This is a genomic window from Variovorax humicola, from assembly GCF_037889915.1.
GTDB classification, from domain to species: domain Bacteria; phylum Pseudomonadota; class Gammaproteobacteria; order Burkholderiales; family Burkholderiaceae_C; genus Variovorax; species Variovorax humicola.
The window spans coordinates 1-17,698 of record NZ_JBBKZV010000036.1 but is presented as its reverse complement, the minus strand read 5'-3'; the positions used below and the strand labels follow the sequence as shown (position 1 = coordinate 17,698).

The following is a 17,698-nucleotide window of genomic DNA, read 5'->3' as shown; positions in this document are numbered from 1 at the left end:
AGATGGGTCTACTCGTTTTCGGTGCAATAACGGACGGTTTCGAACCCCAGCGACCATGCGGGGTAGCGATAGCTATGCCATTGATTTTATTGATCTTCCTGTTCGCTCTTGAGTTTGCGTTTTGGGGCGTCTTTGCGAGGTCGATTTCAGCGCAAGGTGCTCGTTTTCGCTGCTGTTTGTGACAGTAGGAGCTGATCGACGTAGCGCTCGATCGGGAAGCGGAAGACGCCTCGCAGATTGACAACCTCCAGTCGCGTCGGCGCGATGCGCCCGATGAGTTCTGGCGGGATGACGTGGCGCCGGTTGGCCCAGCGATCGAACACCGCCTGCATCTGCGTCGTGTCCCATGCGGCTCTGGTGCAAAGCTCCGGTGTAGCCAAGTGACGTTTCCAGAGGGCTGCGCAGGTTATGCCGAAAGCACGGCATTCCAGATCGCGGGCGCGGCCTGGCGCCGAACATGCAGCCGACCGAGATTGAACTGACCTTTGATTCGCTCCGGGGCCGTGACTTGCTTTGACATCTGCCCGTTGAATGGATCGGCGCCGGAAAGGACGAAAATAGCACCATGACCGACCCTGGCCCGCTCTCCGAAGAAGACTCATTGCAGCCAGTCCCAGCGACGCTCAAGGACGAGCGTCCTGACGGCCGGGAAGAGACCCGCATCAGGGCCGCCGATGACGCAGCGCGGACCCGCTTCGGCGCGGCGGCCATCGTGCTCGACCGCCTGGACACGCGGCCGCTGCATCTGCGAACGGCCCGACGGCCGTGGTGGAAGTTCTGGAGCTGAGCGCCGGTGGTATGCACGTGACAGGCTGGGTCGCCCTTTTGTCGAATCAAATCGGAATGTTTGGCCCATCGAACGCAGAGCTGCCCTTCGCCCTTTCGCATGCTTTGCGAACGACCTGAGAAGAAATCAGGCGATGAAGTCGTTCGCGCAGTCAGGCAGCATCAGTCGGATGGCGTCGGGCTCGCCTGCGGCCACATAGTCCGGCGGCGTCGTTTCGGGGATTGGCAGGCAGAAGGAAGCGACGCCGGTGGCGGAAAAGAGCGCGCGTGCCGCCATCCAGCGGCCATGCCCAGCGCGCGCCAAGCAGGTCCTTGGCGGCGATGGGCGTGATGTTGGCCACGGCGAGCAACAAAAGCAACCGGGCTCCGAGCCACAGATCCTGCATGGTGTTTGCGCTGGCGGGGTTGGAGATCCGGCAACCCTACGTCGGTTGTCGTGACGCAGCCTTGACCGGGCGCAATGGGACCGTTTCAAGCCGGGCGTTCGTTCCTTGCGCTGGCGCAAAGCCCGCCCGGGGCGCCGGCGGCAAGCTTGCCACCTCGTCTCACCGGGAGAAATCGCATGGAATCAAGACGCCTGATCGCGCTGCTGTCGCTGTCCCTCGCTGCAACGGCCTTTGCGGCCGAAGGCATGGCACCGGGTCAGTTGAGCCCGCCGCCGGTGAGCCAGAAGGTGGCGAAGGCGGCAAGCAAGGCGGCAAGCGAGGCTGAGCGCGCGGGCAACAAGGCTCTGAAAGAGGCAAAGGCCGCAGTCGATGCGAGCGAAGCTGCAACCGGCAGCGTCTCCACCGCAGCGGCCGAGGCGATCCGTCGCGCAGCCCGGAAGGTGGCGGAAGCGACAACCCGGTTCGAGGAGAAGACAACGACCGCGGCAAGCCAGGCGATGGACGACAGCCGCGCTGCCGCGCAGAAGGCCGAAGAGGAAAGCAGGAAGGCCGCAGCCCTCGCCAGGGAGGCGCTTGCGAAGGCCGACGCAGCGGTCAACAGCGCGGTCGATGCAAGCAGCGAAGAAGTGCAGAAAGCCGCGAAGGCGACCCGCGACGCGTTGAAGGCGGCGCAGGAAGCCACGCTCGCCGCCGCACGCACCGCGCGCGACGCGGCAGAGGCAGCCAGCAAAAGGGCACTTTAGCCCGCCGGGCAGTGACTCCCGCGCGCATTCCCCCCGCACTCGACAAGGAGCAACCATGTACCAACACATCCTGATCCCGGTGGACGGCAGCCCGACCTCGGAGCGAGGCCTTCGCGAGGCCGTACGGCTTGCAGCCGATCAAAAGGCCAAGGTTCATCTGCTGCACGTCGTGGACGACTTCCCGCTGCTGATCCAGATGTCTTCGCCCTTCAGCTTCGAGAACCTGATGCGCGAGGCCCGCGTGAACGGCGAGAGATTGCTGGCAAGCGGCCGGCAGGTAGCGATCGATGCGGGCGTGCAGGCTGAAACAGCCTTGCGGGAAGTCACGCGCTGCCGCGTGGCAGACGTCGTCGTCGACGAGGCCGGCAAGGCCGGTTGCGACCTCATCGTCATGGGCACGCACGGCCGCCGCGGCTTCAGCCTCCTGGGCCTCGGCAGCGATGCCGAGCGGGTGGTACGCGCCAGCCCGGTGCCGGTGCTGCTGGTTCGCGGCGAGGCGGACCACGCCTGAGCACGAAAAAGGACCGGCCGCCATGACTGCCAAGAAGCTGCTGTTCGGGCAGGATGCCCGCGAAAAGATCCGCCGCGGCGTCGATACCCTTGCCAACGCGGTGAAGGTCACGCTCGGACCCAGGGGCCGCACCGTGATCCTCGACAGCGAGTTCGGCGCGCCCCAGATCGTCAATTCCGGCGTCGTCGTCGCCAAGTCCATCGAGTTGGAGGACCGCTTCGAGAACATGGGCGCGCAGTTGCTGCGCGAGGTCGCAGCCCGCACGAGCGAGATGGCGGGCGATGGCACCACGACAGCCACCGTGCTGGCCCACGCGATGATCCAGGAGGGCTTGAAGTACCTTGCCGCCGGCATGAATCCGATGGACCTCAAGCGCGGCATCGATCTCGCCGTCGAGACCGTCGTGGCCGAGCTCAAGGCCATCTCGCAGCCCTGCACGACCTCGCAGGAAATCGCCCATGTGGCGGCCATCTCGGCCAACAACGACAGGTCGATCGGCGACCTCATCGCGCATGCGATGGACAAGGTGGGACGCGAGGGCGCGGTGTCGATCGAGGATGGGTCCGGGCTCGTCAGCGAGCTGGAAATCGTCGAGGGGCTGGCGTTCGATCGCGGCTACCTATCGCCCTACTTCATCAACAACGCCGAGAAGCAGGCGGCTGTCCTGGAAAACGCGTTGATCGTCCTGTGCGACCAGCGGCTCTCGGCGATCAACGACCTCCTGCCGTTGCTCGAGGCCGCGGCGAAGTCCGGCGCACCGCTGCTGGTGATTGCCGAGGACGTCGACGCCGAGGCGCTGGCGACCCTGGTCATCAACAGTGTTCGCGGCGTCGTCAAGACCTGCGCCGTGAAGGCGCCCGGTTTCGGGGACCGCCGCAAGGCGATGCTCCAGGACCTGGCCGTCCTGACTGGCGGACAGGTCATCGCGAGCGAGCTTGGCCTGACCCTCGCCAAGGCCACGCCCGACAATGTCGGCCGCGCGCGGCGCGTGGTCGTCGACAAGGAAAGCACGACCATCATCGGCGGCGCGGGCGATGCAACTGCCATTCGCGATCGCATCGCGGCGATTCGCAAGGAGCGTGACTCGCTGTCCGGCGACTACGAGCGCAAGCAACTGGACGAACGCATCGCCAAGCTGTCGGGCGGCGTGGCGCTGATCAAGGTCGGCGCGGCCACCGAAACCGAACTGAAGGAACGCAAGCTGCGCGTCGAGGACGCCCTTCATGCGACGCGCGCCGCGGTCGAGGAAGGCATCGTTCCCGGCGGCGGCGTGGCGCTGCTGCGGGCGCGACGCAAGCTTGCGGACCTGCCGACGCTCGGCCTGGACCACGCCTCGGGCATCAAGATCGTGCAACGCGCGCTCGAGGAGCCACTGCGACGCATCGTCAGCAACGCGGCCGACGAACCTTCGATCGTGTTGGAACGGGTGGACGCATCGACACAGCGCAGCTATGGCTACAACGCTGCGACACGCCAGTACGGCGACCTGCTGGAGATGGGGGTCATCGACCCCGGCAAGGTCACGCGCCTGGCGTTGCAGAACGCCGCCTCGATCGCCAGCCTGGTGCTGACCACCGACTGCATGATCGCGAACGCACCGAAGAAGACGACGCCGCACGAGCGGATCGGCCTCGAGCCTGATTCGTACTGACCCATCGCATCCCGCAGCCGTCAACCCTGCGCAGCATCCCATGCCCTGGACACCCGATCGCTACCCCGTGTCGATGCGCAGGTTGCCGCTCGCGGTGCGGCTGAAGGCCATCGAGATCGCCAATGCATTGCTCGCCGAAGGTTTGGACGATGGCAAGGCCATCCGTATCGGGATCGCCAGGGCGAAGCAATGGGCACTGCGGCACGCTTGACCCGATGCAATGGCGCGCCTCTTTGCCCTGGCCGCATCGACCGGATACCCAATCACTCCAAGAGGATCGCCATGAACCCCCGCAAGCCCGTGTTGCTCTTCGCTGTCATGGCGATGAGCGTTCTCAGAAGCGCATCCGGCGCTGCCGTCACGCCAGTGTTGGCGCCCGGCAGCTATGCGAGCGGCGGCATCAGCGCCGAGGGCCAGCAGGAGATGCAGGTGACGCGGGACCTCTACAACCTGCGGTTGACCTTCGCGCAAGCGCGGACCGGGGCGTTTGTCGCAGGCGTTTCCGTCAAGGTCGAATCCGTGGATCGCAATGGCGCTTCGTTCGGGCCGTTCCTCGACTGCGGTCCGTTGCTGTACATCGCGCTGCGCCCCGGCGTCTATCGCATCACTGCGGACTATGCCGGGCTCACGCGCTCGACCATCGTTCGCGTTGGCGCGGGCGCGGCGCACGCGACGCTTTATTGGCCTGCGGAAAGCGAGCCTTGAGGACCCGCCTTGCGCCTGTCCTCTCCAAGCAGAAAGTGAGGGTTGCCTCGCCGTGGGGAGTTCGCGGCACTCGCCGCCCACGACCGCGACTCACTGCGCCAGCGCCAGATCCGCCCGCGGACGATCGCCCGCGACTGCATTGCGCGGCGCATCCGGTCTGCCGACGAGCGCCAGCAACTCGGCCTCCTCCAGCGTTTCCTTGCTGACCAGGGCGCGCACGCACCGGTCCAGGATCTCGCGCCGGTCGCCCAGCAACCGGGTCGCGCGTTTCGACTCCTGCTCGATCAACCCCTGCACGGCGTCGTCGATGCGCTGCGCGGTCTTTTCGCCGAGCGTGCCGGAGGTGACAGTGGCTGCCGCATCGGCCGGCGATTCCAGAAACGGGGAGTGCTGCCCCGCATAGACGACGGGGCCGAGGCCGAGGTCCATTCCGTAGCGCAGCACCATGTCGCGGGCCAGGTTCGTTGCCTTGACCAGATCGTCGGCAGCGCCCGTGGACGGCTCGCCGAACACGAGGATCTCGGCCGCGCGGCCACCCAGAAGCACCGCCAGCTTGTCGAGCAGCTCCCCCCGCCGCAGCAGGTGCCGGTCTTCCGAAGGCCGTTGCAGCGTGTAGCCCAGCGCGCCGATGCCGTGCGGAACGATCGACACCTTGTGCACCTTGTCGGCGCCAGGCAGCGATAGCGCGGTCAGCGCATGGCCGAGTTCATGCGTGGCCACCAGTTCGCGCTCCTGCGGACCAAGGATGCGGTTCTTCTTCTCGATACCCGCCACGATGCGCTCGATGGCCTGCGTGAAATCGGACAGGGTCACACCGTCCGCATTGCGCCGCGTGGCGATCAGCGCGGCCTCGTTCACCAGGTTCGCCAGGTCGGCGCCGGCAAAGCCGACGGTGATCGCGGCAACCTGGTCGAGATCGGTGCCGGCGTCAAGGCGGATCTTCCTGGCATGCACCTTCAGGATGGCGCAGCGGCCGATGCGGTCCGGCCGGTCGACGAGCACCTGGCGGTCGAAGCGCCCGGCGCGCAGCAGCGCCGGGTCCAGGGTTTCCGGGCGGTTGGTCGCGGCGAGCAGGATGACGCCCACGCTGGGATCGAAGCCGTCGAGTTCCACCAGCAGCTGGTTGAGCGTCTGCTCGCGCTCGTCCTGTCCCCCGGCCATCGGGAAGGCGGTGCGAGCCCGGCCAAGCGCATCGAGTTCGTCGATGAAGATGATGGCGGGCGCGTTGGCGCGGGCCTGCTCGAACAGGTCGCGCACCCGCGCCGCCCCCACGCCGACGAACATCTCGATGAACTCCGAGCCACTGATCGAGAAGAAGGCCACGCTCGCCTCGCCGGCCACGGCACGCGCCAGCAGCGTCTTGCCGGTGCCTGTGGGCCCCATCAGGAGCACGCCTTTGGGAATGCGTGCGCCCAGCCGCCCGTGGTCCTTCGGGTTCTTGAGGAAGTCGATGATTTCCCGGAGCTCCGCCTTCGCTTCGTCGACGCCTGCGACGTCGTCGAAGCGCACGCCGGTGCTCTTCTCCATGTAGATCTTCGCCTTGCTCCTGCCGATGCCCAGGAGCCCGCCGCCCATGCCGCCGCCGGCACGTCGCGCGATGAATGTCCACAGGCCGAAGAACATCAGGCCGGGCACGATCCAAGACAGCAAGGCTTGCAGCCAGCCGGAACTGCGCACCCGCTGGTAGGGAACGCCGAAGCCAGCAAGTCGCTCGGCGACCTGCGGCTCCATCATTGTCGCGAAGACGGTCTGCCTGCCCTCGCTGTCGGGTGTCTTGAGGCGCCCGGTGATGACCGAGTCGTCGACCGTGACCTCCGCGATCCTGCCCTCCCGCAAATGCTCCTCGAAGGCGCTGTAAGGGACCATCTCGATCCTGCGGCTCTGTTCCCAGTACTGCCACGCGAGCCCGAGCAGCCCGATCGCGAGCAGGATGGACCCCAGGTGGCGCTTCCCCCAGTCATTCATGGCGGGGACCCGGGACGCCGGCTTGCCGTCGGCAACAGGACCACGGGCGGGCCGGACGGCGACCTGAAACCATAGAACCTTTCATTGAGGTGCCGTGTCACCGCCACGATGTCCTCGTCGCTCCATTCGAGCGATGCCGCGGCCTGCCAGCGAACGACTTGCGCTTGCAGGCTGTTCCAGTCCGTGGCGAGCCTGCGCTCGCGCCAGTGCACCTGCGTCGTATGGCACGCGATGCAATGAGTCTCGTACAGCAGTTCGCCGCGCGACTGGGCCCCTGCCGAAACACCGGACAGTAACGAGGCGGCGAGAACACAGGCTGCCAGGGGTCGAATGAACATGCGACGGCTCCTCTTTGAAATCGCCGCAACCGGAAAGCCGCCGACGACAGGAGCACAGCATCGCGCGGCCACTCGGCCGGCACCTTGATGCAGCGCAATCGCCAACGCTGTCGCCAGAGTTTGATCCCGCGCAAGGTGTGGCGCTCGCCGGCTGCAAGAATTTCCACGACACAGCACGTGCAACGTCAAGAAGGAGGTCCAATCATGAATTCGCTGGCCGCTTCGAACCATGTCCATTCCCACATTCCGTATGGACGCGCCCAATGTCTCGCCGCCCTGTCGGGCATTGCCGCGGAGATGGATTCGTCGCTGGAACAAGCACGCCGACTGGGTGCCGAGCGTTGCCTGAAGTCCTTGCGTGCAATCCTCGAGCCCTTCGATCTTGGCCGCCATGAAGTCCGCATCCATGCGAGGGCGGACTCGACCTGCCTGAGCGTGAATCTGCGCCAGGACAATCAATGCGGCAGGCTCGTGAGCAACATCCGCGGCGACAGTCTCCTGCTGGATGTCTTGCAGGAGATCGACGATTTCCTGTATGCGCATGAGGATTGGGTCCAGTGTCTCGATGGCGCCGTTCTCAGTATGCCGGCGGGGTCGGAGCAGGCACCGGCACGATTTGGTGGAACCCGCTCCTGACGCTGCGGCACCCCTCGCGCCAGGAAGACGTGCCAAAGGGTGCGACGTGCCATACGGTTCGCTGGTGCACGCGGGGCGGTTGCGGATTGGATGCCGGCCCGCATGCATGCAGCAAAGGAGCCGTCTTGGACATTCCCCGTGAAGCCGACAGGCACGGTATCGACATCGACCGTATCGCGCGGCTCGCCGCCGACCAGACCCGGCGCAGGGTCTCCGTCGGCGACATCATGGCCGCCATGGGGAACGGCGGAACGCTGATGCTGACCTTGCTGTTCGCATTGCCCAATGCCGTGCCGGCATTGCCCGGGACTTCCACGATCCTCGGCTTGCCGCTGCTCTTCCTGACGGTGCAACTCGCGCGCGACATGACGCCACGTGTCCCCTGGTGGATTGCAAGGCAATCGGTGCGTCGTACCGATTTCGCCGTGATCGTCGAGCGCCTGAGGGCGTTGTTCTCGTTGGCCGACGGGCTGTCGTCTCCCCGGCTGGGTGCGTTCGCCGGCGCCAGGGCCGTCCGGTTCGCGGGGGGCCTGGGCATCGTACTTTCGATGGTGCTCATCCTGCCGCTACCGCTGGTCAACGTGCCGATCGGCGTGGCGCTCGTTCTGATGGCACTGGGCGGTTTGCGAGCGGACGGCCTGCTGATGGCGCTGGGCATGACGGCTGGCGTCGGCTCGCTCGCTTTCTCGGCCATTGTCATTGCCGGCCTGGTGAAGATCGGCAGCCATGTCGTTGCGCCGTTGCACTTCTGAAATCGACTGCGCGACGCACGCGTTGAACCAAAGCTTCCAATGAAGTTTTGCACCCGAGAAAAAGGCGTGTTCATGACTCCGCGAGACCCCAGTCGCGTCGACATGGATTCGATGCACCGCGCCCGAAGAACTTGCCTGATGATTCCGCGCAGCGAGTTGCGCGTGACCGCCCAAGAGCTTGGATCGGGGCGTTACTGCTGGAGCGTACTGCGGCGACGCGGCAACAGCTTTGCTGCGGAGTGCGTTTCCTGTCGCTGGAGCATTTCAAGGAGTACGACCAGGCGCTGGACGCGGGCTTCGCAAGACTCCAGGCGCTCAGCGACCCGGGCGCCACGCCGCTCCTTCGCCATCAGCCCCCGGCGCCGGCCTGAGAGAACTCGACGAAGGCGCCGACCGCATTGGCGGCATACATCAGCGAGGGCCCACCGCCCATGTAGACGGCGACGCCGAGCGCTTCCTCGACCTCCGACCGGGTCGCGCCCAGCCGCACGAGCGCCTTGGCGTGAAAGCCGATGCATGCGTCGCAATGCGCGGAAACCCCCAGCGCCAGGGCGATAAGCTCCTTGTGCTTCTCGGAGAGCGCGCCGGACTGCATCGAGGCGCGCGACAGTTCTGCAAAGCCCTTCATGACGGCAGGCGTGTCCTTGCGAAGCCAGGCCAGGTGCACGGACACGCCCTGGGTGAGAGTCTCGAACGAAGGAGATGAGTTCATCGTCTCACCATAGCCCCGTGACGCGCCGGCGGGCTTGATCGAGGTCAAGGCCGCGAGTCCGATCGGCATGGCGGGGCACGCATCGTCAAGCCGGCTCTTCCTTGACGCAGCGCAAGGCACGCCGACGTGGTCCTTCCCAGAATGCAGCTTCGGCTTGTGGCCTTTCACCTTCAAGAAGCGACCGGGGCCGAATCGCACTTACCACTGGAGCCAACCACGTTGTCGCGCCACGACAGGACCATCGAGGCAAAGTGATCCTTCAGGCGCAGTGCACTGTAGAGGTCGCCCCTCGATATCGATGGCGCCGCGGAAGTACGCGTCCGCGAGCAGCAAGGGGCTGCGTTCCATCACGAGCCGTCTGAGCAGTGCCGGGTTGCGCAGCACCAGCGTGAACGCCGGCGCCCAGGGCGTCGAACGCATGTACCGAGTTATCCCACAGGCGAACCGCGGTAGGAACATCGAAGCCTTGTAAAGATGCGGATCGCCGACGGCAGTGCATTGCCGAAGTCGCTGGGCAAGGTTGGGGAACCATTCATGGCGCAAGCTGCAGAACGGTGAGATGGCGATACGCCAGGCGGCGCGTGCGAAGCGCTTCAGCGCCTCGAGGCCAGGAAGCCGACGAGCAGGCCCGCGGCAGCGGCCATGCCCACCGCGCGATACGGATGGCTGTGCAGCAGGTGGTCGGTGTTGCGCGCCGTAGTGCGGGCCTGGTCGCGAGCACTGGCCTGCAGGTCGTCGAGTTGCGCCCGCACCTTGTGCAGCATTTCCTGCAGCCATTCGGCGGAGGGAGAGGAAGCGCACGGGGACTTTTGCAGTTCGGTCGTGCTCGGTGTCGTCATATCGTTCATGTGGGGCTTTCTTGCGGGGTTGGTGGATGAGATGGCAACGGGGTCATGCTAGGTGCGCCTTATTTGCAGTCGCTTGACGTGGATCAAGGGATGCGGGGATCATCGCGTCTTCATAAGCGCGGCCACACAGCAAGTAGAGCGTGCGTCCGGGCAGCAGGTTCTGAAACAGCAGAGTCCCACCAGCACCGTGTCGCCCGCACGGATGTGCTGGAGGCGCGAGGTCAACGGCCCGTCCTGCACCTTGATGCTGAGGAACTCGAGCGTAGTCTCGTAGTGCGCGCTGGCCATGCTGAAGGCGCGCAGCAGCGGCCGGCCGTCGACCATCAGGCCGATCATGTGAACTGGCCGCTCTGGAAGCGAAAGGCCGGGTCGCGCTGGCGGTGAAGGAAAAGAGGCGATCCGTCCAGTGCCGCCCACGCCCAAGCACGCGCGCCTCGTAGAGGTCGCCCATGTCAATGTGCCGGCACCTTCGCGCGGCGAGGCGCGACCTCGACCGGCACCACCGGCCCCGCCGCGCTCGGTGGCGAGAAGTCGTAGTAGCGCGTGTTCAGGTAGCGGGTGACGTAGTCGACGTCTTCCTCGCTCCAGTTCAGGGACGAGACCGACTGCCAGCGCCGCACCTGGGCCTTCAGCGACCGCCAGTCGGTCGCCAGGCGATGGTCGCGCCAGTGCACCTCGGCGCCGTGGCACTGCATGCAGTGGTTGAAATAGAGCATTGCACCGCGCGCCTGCGCGGCAGCGTCACCGATGCACAACGCCAGGCTGGCGGCCATGCCCGCAACGAGCAATCGATGCGCTGCCGTGTTCGACCGTTTCATGCGTGACTCCTGCCTGCGAAACAGGCGATCTCATCGTCGGCCGAAACCGTGTTGGACATCTTGCGCTGCATCAATGTGCGGCAACGGCGACCGGCCGCTTGCGCCGCAAGATGTGCCATCCCGCCCAGATGCCCGGCAAGGCCATGCCGGCCAACCAGCCGGCATGCAAGGTAGGCAGCCCGAAGAGCGGGCCGACGCCCGGCACGCCAAGCAGCAGCAGCGCGACCGCGCACACGCCCACCAAGAGGGCGTGGAAGGCAACGTTCTCCCGCACGCCAACGCGCTGCCAGCCGCGGAACCACGCCAGCATCAGCAGGTTGCCCAGGACGATCGACGACAGGCTCCCCAGCCGCAAGTCCTCCGCAGATGCGCCCCGGCGATGCAACACCCATTGCACCAGTGCGACGCCGGCGAAGGCGGCGCCGCCGAGCGCGAATGCGCGCAAGGCCGCCGCCGGCGCGAAGAGCCGCGCGTCGCTCGCCCGCGGCGGCACGCGCATGATGTCCGCCGGCTCGGGCTCGGCCTCGAACACCAGCGAGCATGCCGGATCGATGAGCAGTTCGAGCAGCACCACGTGCAAGGGCAACAGCAGCGCCGGCCCGCCCATCACCACCGGCACCAAGGCCACGCCGACGATCGGGACATGCACCGCGAACAGGTAGCCCAGGGCCTTGCGCAGGTTGACGAAGATGCGCCGCCCCGCCTGCACCGCCTCGACCAGCGATGCGAAGTTGTCGTCCAGCAGCACCAGCGCGGCCGCCTCGCGTGCGACGTCGGTGCCGCGCTGCCCCATGGCCACACCGATATCGGCCGCCCGCAACGCCGGTGCGTCATTGACGCCGTCGCCGGTCATCGCGACGACCTCGCCGGCGTCCTGCAACGCATGCACGATGCGCAGCTTCTGCGCCGGGTCCATCCGTGCGAACACGCGGACGCGGCGCAGGCATTCGCGCAGTTCCGCATCGCGCATGCGGGCCAGTTCGGCCCCTGTCACGGCGGGCGGATCGTCGCCGCCAACCAGGCCCGCGAGCCGTGCGATCGCATCCGCGGTGCGCGGCGCATCGCCGGTGATCATGATTACGCGCACGCCGGCCTGCCGGCATTCCTCGACGGCCCGAGGCACTTCGTCGCGCAGCGGGTCCATGAAGCCCAGCAGCCCCAGCGGCGCCAGGCGCAGGCCGTCGGGGAGCGCCGCATCGTCACACCTGGCATCGGTGAATCCTTCGGCCACGGCGAGGACCCGCAAACCCGAGGCACTCCATCGCTCTGCCTGCGCATGCAATTCCTTCAGGACATCCGCGTCGGCATCGCAACGCGCCAGCAATGCCTCCGCCGCGCCCTTCACGGCAACGCGCTGGCGTTGAGATCCGCCGGATTCGCGCCACCACTGCACCACGTAGGGCGCTCCCTCGCGCACGCCCCGGCGCGCACCCGCCTCCCATCCGGCGACCGGGGGGACCCCCGCCTGGTCCGCGGAGCGGAATATCGCGCGGTCCATCGGCTCCACGCCGTCGCGTACGCTGGCCTGCATGGCGCCCGCGAGCAGGCGATGGAATTGCGGCGGCGCGTCTGCGTCCGTGCGCAGGCGCAGCGACGCCGTGCCGTCGTGCAAGGCCGCGAGCGCCATCTGATTGCGCGTGAGCGTGCCGGTCTTGTCCACGCACAGCACCGTGGTGGTGCCCAGCGCCTCGATGGCCTGCGGCTGCCGCGTCAGCACTTGCGAGCCTGCGAGCCGCCACGCGCCGAGCGCAAGCATCACGGTCCAGACCACGGCGAACTCCTCCGGAATCAGTGACATCGCCAGGGTGAGGCCGACCAGCAGCCCCGCGGTCCACGAGCCTTCGCGCCAGGCGAACAGGCTGGCAGCAAAGATGCAGGTGAACATCGCCAGCAGGGCTACGCTCTGCACCAGGCGCTTGAGTTCCTGCTGCAAGCGGCCGGGGCGCGCCTTGATCTGCGCCAGCGAGCCGCCGATGCGCCCCAACGCCGTGGAGGCGCCGGTGGACGTCACGAGTGCGACGCCGTCGCCCTGCACCACCAGGCTGCCCGCATGCAGCAGCGCATTGGCATCGCCTCCCCCTGGCGACTTCGCGACCGGCACCGATTCGCCGGTGAGCAGCGATTCGTCCACCTGGATGGCGTTGGATTCCAGCACCTGCGCATCGGCGGCCAGCCGGTCTCCCTCGTTGACGATGAGCCGGTCTCCGGGCACGAGGTCCCGGCTGGCGATGCGCAGCGTGCGGCCTTCGCGCACCACCGCGCAACGCGGGCTCGACAGGTCCTTGAGCGCATCAATCGCGCGTTCCGTGCGCTGCTGCTGGTAGATCGACAAGCCGCCCACCAGCAGCACCGACACCAGCAACATCGCCGCATCGCCCAGCGCACCCAGTACCGCGTAGACGCCGGCGGTGGTCAGCAGCAGGAGGAACATCGGCTGGGTGAGCGCCTCCCAGGCGATGCGCGCCAGGCCCTTGCGGCCCGCGGTCGGCAGGACATTGGGACCGGCGCTTCGCAAGCGCTTGGCCGCCTGCGCATCGGTGAGTCCGGTCGGAGCCAGCCGGGATTCGACCGGCGTGCATTCAGTGGGGTTCATGCGAAACGCCTTCCTCGATCCGCCCAGCATGGCCGACCGCCTGCCCCGGCGCGTTGACATCGCGCAAGGAAAGGAAACGGCTTGCGCCACATCAAGGCGCCTGGCCGGGTGCACCGCCACACTGGCTCAAAGCAACCTTGCACCAGAACGGAGCTGCCATGTACCAGAACATACTCGTTCCGCTCGACGGAAGCGAAACCTCGCTGCGCGGCCTCGAAGAGGCCATCAAGCTCGCTGGCCTGACCAAAGGACGCCTGCGCCTGTTTCATTCGATTGGCGACATGTCGATGGCACATGCCATGGACGCGTACGACAGCCACCAGGGCCGATGGGTCGAGGCGATGCGCGAATACGGCGCCAAGGTGCTGAAGGACGGAAAGGACAAGGCGCAGTCCGCGGGTGTCGAGGCCGAGTCGGTACTGCACGACGGCTTCTCCGGCAAGATGGCGGAACTGGTCGCGGCGCAGGCCAGCGTATGGCCCGCTGACGTCATCGTGCTCGGCACCCACGGCCGCAAAGGCGTCGGACGCATGCTCCTCGGCAGCGGCGCGGAAGCCGTGTTGCGCCTGGCGCCAGTGCCGGTACTGCTGGTGCGCGGCGCAGCGGCGGCCGGCGCCTGAGGCCTCGGCCGAGCCCGATGCGCCGCCTCTTCCTGCTCACCAACCGACATCGCGCGCCCTCGACGAACGTCGGCCTCGGATTGCTGCTCGCCTTCAATGCCGGGGCGGTCAACGCGGGCGGCTTCCTGGTGCTTGGCATGTACACCTCGCACATGACCGGATTCGCCTCGCAGGTGGCGGACAGCCTGGTCCTGGGCCACATGACGCTGGTGCTGAACGCCTTGGGGGCCATCCTTGCATTCATCTCCGGTGCCGGCACTTGCGCGGTGCTGGTGAACTGGAGCCGCGCGCATCGCCTGCACAGCGTCTATGCCCTGCCCTTGCTGCTGGAGGCCGGGCTCATGTTTCCGTTCGGGTTGGCCGGGGCGATCACGCTCACTTGGTCGACGCCCTTCGCCGTTCCGCTCACCGTGCTGCTGCTGTCCTTCATCATGGGACTGCAGAACGCCGTCGGCTCCAAGACTTCCGGCGGCAGCGTGCGCACCACGCACATGACGGGCAACGTCACCGACCTCGGCATGGAACTGGGCAAGCTGTTCTACTGGTCTCGAAGCGGCAAGGCGCCGACCTTGCTGCAGGTGCGGCGCAGCCGCGAACGCATGGCCGTTTGCGGTGGCCTGGTCGCGATGTTCGTGCTGGGCGGCATCACCGGCGCGCTCGGTTTCAAGCACATGGGTTTCGTCTTCGTGGTGCCGGTCGCGGCCCTGCTGCTGGGCCTGTCGGTGCCGCCGTTGCTTCGGGACCTGCCAAGGTCGAGGGCCTTGATGGGACGGTTGTCCGCACGCACGACGCGCGAGGCGAAGCGGTAGTCAGCGGACCATCGAGGAAGGGCCGGTGGCGATGCAGCGGTCAAACCGCTGCGCGGCCCCAGGCCCGCAACCTGCGCAGCCAGACGATGCGTTGCTTGCCGGTGAGGTTTTCGACCGAACCAACGACCGCATCGCGCACCGGTGCGATACCGATGAGGCCGAGGATGTTGCGCTTGAGCGATCGCAACCCATGCGCGAGGAAGTACCAGCGGTAGACCAGTGCCGGCATACCCATGGTGACGACCACGCGCGCGCTGCGGCCTGCGAGCATCTTCGCCCGCAGGCTCGGCTTGTCCGCCGGCACGGCGAACCCCGGGCGCATGACCTGCTCCAGGAATCCCTTCAGCACCGCGGGCATGCCGCCCAGCCACAGCGGATAGACGATCACGAGGTGGTCCGCGCGCGCAATGGCCGCTTGTGCGCTGGCCAGCGCTGGTGGCAGCGACCCATGTGCCCATTCGTCCTGGCTTCGCAGCAATGCGAAATCCAGCATTCCCAGGTCGATCCATTCGACCGCGTGGCCGGCACTGCTTGCACCTTCGGCATACGAATCCGCCAGCGCATGGCAGAAGTGCGATGCGCAGCGGTCCGGATGCCCCTGGATGATCAGGATGCGCATGGCATCAATGCGTCATCAGCACCGGCACCGTCATCTGCGCCAGGATGTGCCGGGTGGTGCCGCCCAGCATCAGTTCGCGGAAGCGCGAATGCCCATAGCCGCCCATCACCAGCAGGTCGGCGCCGAGGTCGGAAATGCGCGACAGCAGTGCATCCCCGACGTCGATCTCGGTGACGTCGCTCTCGGCCGTGGCCTGGATGCCGTGCCGCTCCAGGTACCGGACGATGTCCGGCATCGGCAGTCGCTCCTCGACGAGGTTCTCGTGGACACCGCGACAGGAATGCAGCGTGATCTTCGAAGCATGCTGCATGGCTGGTACGGCGGCCCGCAAAGCCACGGCGGCTTCCCTCGATCCGTCCCACGCCACGACGACGTTCTTCGCGACCCCTTCGAAATGGCCTGCGTACGGCACCAGCAGCACCGGCCGGCCCACTTCCATGACGACCCGTTGCGGCAGTTCGCGCGTAGTGATGTCCTTGACCTCGTCGTCGTCGCGCTGCCCGAGCACGACCAGATCGCTCGTGCGCCCGTGTTGCACGACCGCGTCGACGGTCGTCGCATCGATCAGCCGGACCTCGTACGAGATCGGCCCGCCCGCCGACACGCGTTCCCGGAACTCATGGCTGATCGCTTCCGCGCGCAGGCGAAGGTATTGCGCGCTTTCCGCGATGAAGTCCGTCGCACCGGACATGATCTCTTCGGCCGGGATGATCCCGTCGATGAGCCCGGTCGACATGAGGCCGACCAGATGGCCGCCATGAGCCCGCGCCCACTGTGCCGCCAAGTCCATGCGCACGCGGCAGGCGCCAGTGCGGTCCAGGTGCACGAGGATGGTCTTGTAGGTCACGGCATCGGGTGGTGGATGAGATGCGCCGATGTTCTTTCAGCCCACTTCGCACGGCTTTGACGGGGATCAAGGCATTGCATTGGCACGCCGCCAGACTTGCAACTGTCACAAAGAACTCGCCGAGGCATCCGATTGCTCACCGCATTCATCACGCATCCCGACTGCGCCCTGCACGACATGGGTCCGCATCACCCCGAATGCCCGCAACGGCTCTCGGGCATCCGCGACCGCCTGCTCGGGCTGGGGCTGCTCGACTGCATGCAGCAATGCGATGCGCCGCGCGCCACGCCGCAGCAATTGGGTCGCGCGCATTCGATGGCCCATGTCCGGGCGCTGATCGCGGCGTCGCCGAAGGAAGGCCTGCGCAGCGTCGACCCTGACACCTGCATGAATCCGCACACCATCGATGCGGCGCTTCGCGCAGCGGGCGCCCTGGTGCTGGCCACGGACATGGTCCTGTCGGGCGACGCGCCTTCGGCCTTCTGCTGCGTGCGACCGCCCGGGCACCATGCGGAACGCAATGCAGCCATGGGCTTCTGCTTCTTCAACAATGTGGCGGTCGGCATCCGGCACGCGCTGGAGGTGCATGGCCTGGAACGTGTCGCGCTGGTCGACTTCGATGTGCACCACGGCAACGGCAGCGTGGACATCTTCCGCAACGATGCGCGCGTGCTGATGTGCTCCATCTTCGAGAAGGGCATCTACCCTTTCACCGGCGAAGACGACAGCGGCCCGGGCATGGTGAACGTGGGGCTGCCTTCCCGATCGGGCGGCGCGGCCTTCCGCGACGCCGTGACGCGGCAATGGCTGCCGGCGCTCGGTGCCTTCGCGCCGCAATTGATCTATATCTCCGCGGGCTTCGACGGACATCGCGACGACGACATGGGCAACCTGGGGTTGGTCGAAGCCGACTACGCATGGGTGACGCGACAGATCATGGACGTCGCGAACCGGCACTGCCGCGGCCGGGTCGTCTCGTGCCTGGAGGGCGGCTATGCGCTGGACCCTCTCGCCCGCAGCGTCGCGGCCCATGTCAGGGTGCTCATGGGCGCCGACTGAGCCTGACAGCGATGTGCGGACGTGGTTCCGTTGCGCCAGAACAAGACCGGCATCGCGCATGGTTCCTACAGTCGATCCACCGCCATGCAGGAGAACGCGATGACCGACTCTTCCCGCCAGCGCGCTAGCGTCCCGGCGCCACATTGAGTGCGCCGGCACTTTTGCCTTGACACATGCCCATCGTCAATGCAGAGGTCGCGCGCATCTTCACAGAGATCGCCGATCTGCTCGAAGTGCAAGGCGCCAACAGCTTTCGCGTGCGCGCCTATCGCAATGCGGCGCACACGCTAGGTGAGCTCG

General features: G+C 66.7%; 21 protein-coding genes and 2 pseudogenes. 12 read left to right on the top strand and 11 right to left on the bottom strand.

Translation table 11 applies throughout. The features are described from left to right. Window positions 1–146: 146 nt before the first annotated feature. A pseudogene (locus WKW80_RS31780) lies at window positions 147–350 on the bottom strand (hypothetical protein); the annotation flags it as partial. Between the two features lie 215 nt (window positions 351–565). Between WKW80_RS31780 and WKW80_RS31775 the strand changes: the two are divergent. Next, a complete protein-coding gene (locus WKW80_RS31775) occupies window positions 566–787 on the top strand; it encodes a hypothetical protein (RefSeq protein WP_340367588.1) in 222 nt (73 codons plus the stop codon). 151 nt (window positions 788–938) lie between these two features. Here the strand turns inward: WKW80_RS31775 and WKW80_RS31770 are convergent, their stop codons facing one another. After that, window positions 939–1,172: a hypothetical protein gene (locus tag WKW80_RS31770; protein ID WP_340367587.1), complete on the bottom strand. Its 234-nt coding sequence runs from the start codon at window positions 1,170–1,172 to the stop codon at window positions 939–941. A gap of 176 nt (window positions 1,173–1,348) precedes the next feature. Between WKW80_RS31770 and WKW80_RS31765 the strand changes: the two genes are divergently transcribed. The 5 genes from WKW80_RS31765 (at window position 1,349) to WKW80_RS31745 (ending at window position 4,782) form a co-directional block, all read left to right on the top strand. Next, on the top strand, window positions 1,349–1,915 hold the full coding sequence (locus tag WKW80_RS31765) for a hypothetical protein (protein WP_340367586.1): 567 nt from the start codon (window positions 1,349–1,351) through the stop codon (window positions 1,913–1,915). Window positions 1,916–1,970: 55 nt separating this feature from the next. Continuing rightward, window positions 1,971–2,426, top strand: coding sequence for a universal stress protein (locus tag WKW80_RS31760; protein ID WP_340367585.1), 456 nt, complete (start codon window positions 1,971–1,973; stop codon window positions 2,424–2,426). Between the two features lie 22 nt (window positions 2,427–2,448). Continuing rightward, entirely contained in the window at window positions 2,449–4,077 is a 1,629-nt protein-coding gene (groL, locus tag WKW80_RS31755) for a chaperonin GroEL (RefSeq protein WP_340367584.1), read from the top strand. 40 nt (window positions 4,078–4,117) lie between these two features. Beyond that, window positions 4,118–4,288 (top strand): DUF2188 domain-containing protein, encoded by a 171-nt coding sequence (locus tag WKW80_RS31750; protein ID WP_340367583.1) that lies wholly within the window; start codon window positions 4,118–4,120, stop codon window positions 4,286–4,288. A gap of 71 nt (window positions 4,289–4,359) precedes the next feature. Beyond that, window positions 4,360–4,782 carry a hypothetical protein gene (locus tag WKW80_RS31745; RefSeq protein WP_340367582.1) on the top strand — a complete coding sequence of 141 codons (423 nt, stop codon included), beginning with the start codon at window positions 4,360–4,362 and terminating at the stop codon, window positions 4,780–4,782. A gap of 90 nt (window positions 4,783–4,872) precedes the next feature. Here WKW80_RS31745 and ftsH read toward each other — a convergent pair whose 3' ends face one another. Further along, on the bottom strand, window positions 4,873–6,747 hold the full coding sequence (gene ftsH, locus WKW80_RS31740; protein ID WP_340367581.1) for an ATP-dependent zinc metalloprotease FtsH: 1,875 nt from the start codon (window positions 6,745–6,747) through the stop codon (window positions 4,873–4,875). Then, entirely contained in the window at window positions 6,744–7,085 is a 342-nt protein-coding gene (locus WKW80_RS31735) for a cytochrome C (RefSeq protein WP_340367580.1), read from the bottom strand. The genes ftsH and WKW80_RS31735 overlap by 4 nt, the downstream gene beginning before the upstream one ends. Window positions 7,086–7,289: 204 nt before the next feature. Here WKW80_RS31735 and WKW80_RS31730 point away from each other — a divergent pair, with 204 nt between their 5' ends. Both WKW80_RS31730 and WKW80_RS31725 read left to right on the top strand, forming a co-directional pair. Then, window positions 7,290–7,721 (top strand): hypothetical protein, encoded by a 432-nt coding sequence (locus tag WKW80_RS31730; RefSeq protein WP_340367579.1) that lies wholly within the window; start codon window positions 7,290–7,292, stop codon window positions 7,719–7,721. 125 nt (window positions 7,722–7,846) lie between these two features. Further along, complete coding sequence (locus WKW80_RS31725; protein WP_340367578.1) at window positions 7,847–8,473, top strand: exopolysaccharide biosynthesis protein; 627 nt, start codon at window positions 7,847–7,849, stop codon at window positions 8,471–8,473. 349 nt (window positions 8,474–8,822) lie between these two features. Here the strand turns inward: WKW80_RS31725 and WKW80_RS31720 are convergent, their stop codons facing one another. The 5 genes and pseudogenes from WKW80_RS31720 to WKW80_RS31700 all read right to left on the bottom strand — a co-directional run bounded on the left by WKW80_RS31720 (window position 8,823) and on the right by WKW80_RS31700 (window position 13,444). Next, window positions 8,823–9,185 carry a carboxymuconolactone decarboxylase family protein gene (locus tag WKW80_RS31720; RefSeq protein WP_340367615.1) on the bottom strand — a complete coding sequence of 121 codons (363 nt, stop codon included), beginning with the start codon at window positions 9,183–9,185 and terminating at the stop codon, window positions 8,823–8,825. Between the two features lie 593 nt (window positions 9,186–9,778). Then, window positions 9,779–10,024 (bottom strand): ElaB/YgaM/YqjD family protein, encoded by a 246-nt coding sequence (locus WKW80_RS31715; RefSeq protein ID WP_340367577.1) that lies wholly within the window; start codon window positions 10,022–10,024, stop codon window positions 9,779–9,781. Between the two features lie 136 nt (window positions 10,025–10,160). After that, window positions 10,161–10,484: pseudogene (locus WKW80_RS31710) on the bottom strand (FAD-binding oxidoreductase); the annotation flags it as partial. A gap of 1 nt (window position 10,485) precedes the next feature. Continuing rightward, window positions 10,486–10,851, bottom strand: a complete 366-nt coding sequence (locus tag WKW80_RS31705) for a c-type cytochrome (RefSeq protein WP_340367576.1) — start codon at window positions 10,849–10,851, stop codon at window positions 10,486–10,488. Between the two features lie 70 nt (window positions 10,852–10,921). Further along, on the bottom strand, window positions 10,922–13,444 hold the full coding sequence (locus WKW80_RS31700; protein ID WP_340367575.1) for a cation-translocating P-type ATPase: 2,523 nt from the start codon (window positions 13,442–13,444) through the stop codon (window positions 10,922–10,924). A gap of 158 nt (window positions 13,445–13,602) precedes the next feature. Between WKW80_RS31700 and WKW80_RS31695 the strand changes: the two genes are divergently transcribed. Together WKW80_RS31695 and WKW80_RS31690 are read left to right on the top strand one after the other, a co-directional pair. Continuing rightward, a complete protein-coding gene (locus tag WKW80_RS31695; RefSeq protein WP_340367574.1) occupies window positions 13,603–14,064 on the top strand; it encodes a universal stress protein in 462 nt (153 codons plus the stop codon). Between the two features lie 17 nt (window positions 14,065–14,081). Beyond that, window positions 14,082–14,873, top strand: coding sequence for a YoaK family protein (locus WKW80_RS31690; RefSeq protein ID WP_340367573.1), 792 nt, complete (start codon window positions 14,082–14,084; stop codon window positions 14,871–14,873). 40 nt (window positions 14,874–14,913) lie between these two features. On the opposite strand, the gene WKW80_RS31685 is transcribed toward WKW80_RS31690, so the two are convergent. Both WKW80_RS31685 and WKW80_RS31680 read right to left on the bottom strand, forming a co-directional pair. Then, on the bottom strand, window positions 14,914–15,492 hold the full coding sequence (locus tag WKW80_RS31685) for an NAD(P)H-dependent oxidoreductase (protein WP_340367572.1): 579 nt from the start codon (window positions 15,490–15,492) through the stop codon (window positions 14,914–14,916). A gap of 4 nt (window positions 15,493–15,496) precedes the next feature. Further along, window positions 15,497–16,339, bottom strand: a complete 843-nt coding sequence (locus WKW80_RS31680) for a universal stress protein (RefSeq protein ID WP_340367571.1) — start codon at window positions 16,337–16,339, stop codon at window positions 15,497–15,499. A gap of 132 nt (window positions 16,340–16,471) precedes the next feature. Here WKW80_RS31680 and WKW80_RS31675 point away from each other — a divergent pair, with 132 nt between their 5' ends. Together WKW80_RS31675 and WKW80_RS31670 are read left to right on the top strand one after the other, a co-directional pair. After that, complete coding sequence (locus tag WKW80_RS31675) at window positions 16,472–17,398, top strand: histone deacetylase family protein (protein WP_340367570.1); 927 nt, start codon at window positions 16,472–16,474, stop codon at window positions 17,396–17,398. A gap of 173 nt (window positions 17,399–17,571) precedes the next feature. Continuing rightward, a partial coding sequence (locus WKW80_RS31670; RefSeq protein WP_340367614.1) for a helix-hairpin-helix domain-containing protein occupies window positions 17,572–17,698 on the top strand: 127 nt, incomplete at its 3' end.

Bases quoted from the DNA above. Each gene is read 5' to 3' on its own strand.
- WKW80_RS31695 (WP_340367574.1), top strand. From the start codon at position 13,603: ATGTACCAGAACATACTCGTTCCGCTCGACGGAAGCGAAACCTCGCTG.
- ftsH (WP_340367581.1), bottom strand. From the start codon at position 6,747: ATGAATGACTGGGGGAAGCGCCACCTGGGGTCCATCCTGCTCGCGATC.
- groL (WP_340367584.1), top strand. From the start codon at position 2,449: ATGACTGCCAAGAAGCTGCTGTTCGGGCAGGATGCCCGCGAAAAGATC.
- WKW80_RS31720 (WP_340367615.1), bottom strand. From the start codon at position 9,185: ATGAACTCATCTCCTTCGTTCGAGACTCTCACCCAGGGCGTGTCCGTG.
- WKW80_RS31700 (WP_340367575.1), bottom strand. From the start codon at position 13,444: ATGAACCCCACTGAATGCACGCCGGTCGAATCCCGGCTGGCTCCGACC.
- WKW80_RS31685 (WP_340367572.1), bottom strand. From the start codon at position 15,492: ATGCGCATCCTGATCATCCAGGGGCATCCGGACCGCTGCGCATCGCAC.
- WKW80_RS31760 (WP_340367585.1), top strand. From the start codon at position 1,971: ATGTACCAACACATCCTGATCCCGGTGGACGGCAGCCCGACCTCGGAG.
- WKW80_RS31770 (WP_340367587.1), bottom strand. From the start codon at position 1,172: ATGCAGGATCTGTGGCTCGGAGCCCGGTTGCTTTTGTTGCTCGCCGTG.
- WKW80_RS31715 (WP_340367577.1), bottom strand. From the start codon at position 10,024: ATGACGACACCGAGCACGACCGAACTGCAAAAGTCCCCGTGCGCTTCC.
- WKW80_RS31775 (WP_340367588.1), top strand. From the start codon at position 566: ATGACCGACCCTGGCCCGCTCTCCGAAGAAGACTCATTGCAGCCAGTC.
- WKW80_RS31745 (WP_340367582.1), top strand. From the start codon at position 4,360: ATGAACCCCCGCAAGCCCGTGTTGCTCTTCGCTGTCATGGCGATGAGC.
- WKW80_RS31690 (WP_340367573.1), top strand. From the start codon at position 14,082: ATGCGCCGCCTCTTCCTGCTCACCAACCGACATCGCGCGCCCTCGACG.
- WKW80_RS31735 (WP_340367580.1), bottom strand. From the start codon at position 7,085: ATGTTCATTCGACCCCTGGCAGCCTGTGTTCTCGCCGCCTCGTTACTG.
- WKW80_RS31765 (WP_340367586.1), top strand. From the start codon at position 1,349: ATGGAATCAAGACGCCTGATCGCGCTGCTGTCGCTGTCCCTCGCTGCA.
- WKW80_RS31730 (WP_340367579.1), top strand. From the start codon at position 7,290: ATGAATTCGCTGGCCGCTTCGAACCATGTCCATTCCCACATTCCGTAT.
- WKW80_RS31750 (WP_340367583.1), top strand. From the start codon at position 4,118: ATGCCCTGGACACCCGATCGCTACCCCGTGTCGATGCGCAGGTTGCCG.
- WKW80_RS31705 (WP_340367576.1), bottom strand. From the start codon at position 10,851: ATGAAACGGTCGAACACGGCAGCGCATCGATTGCTCGTTGCGGGCATG.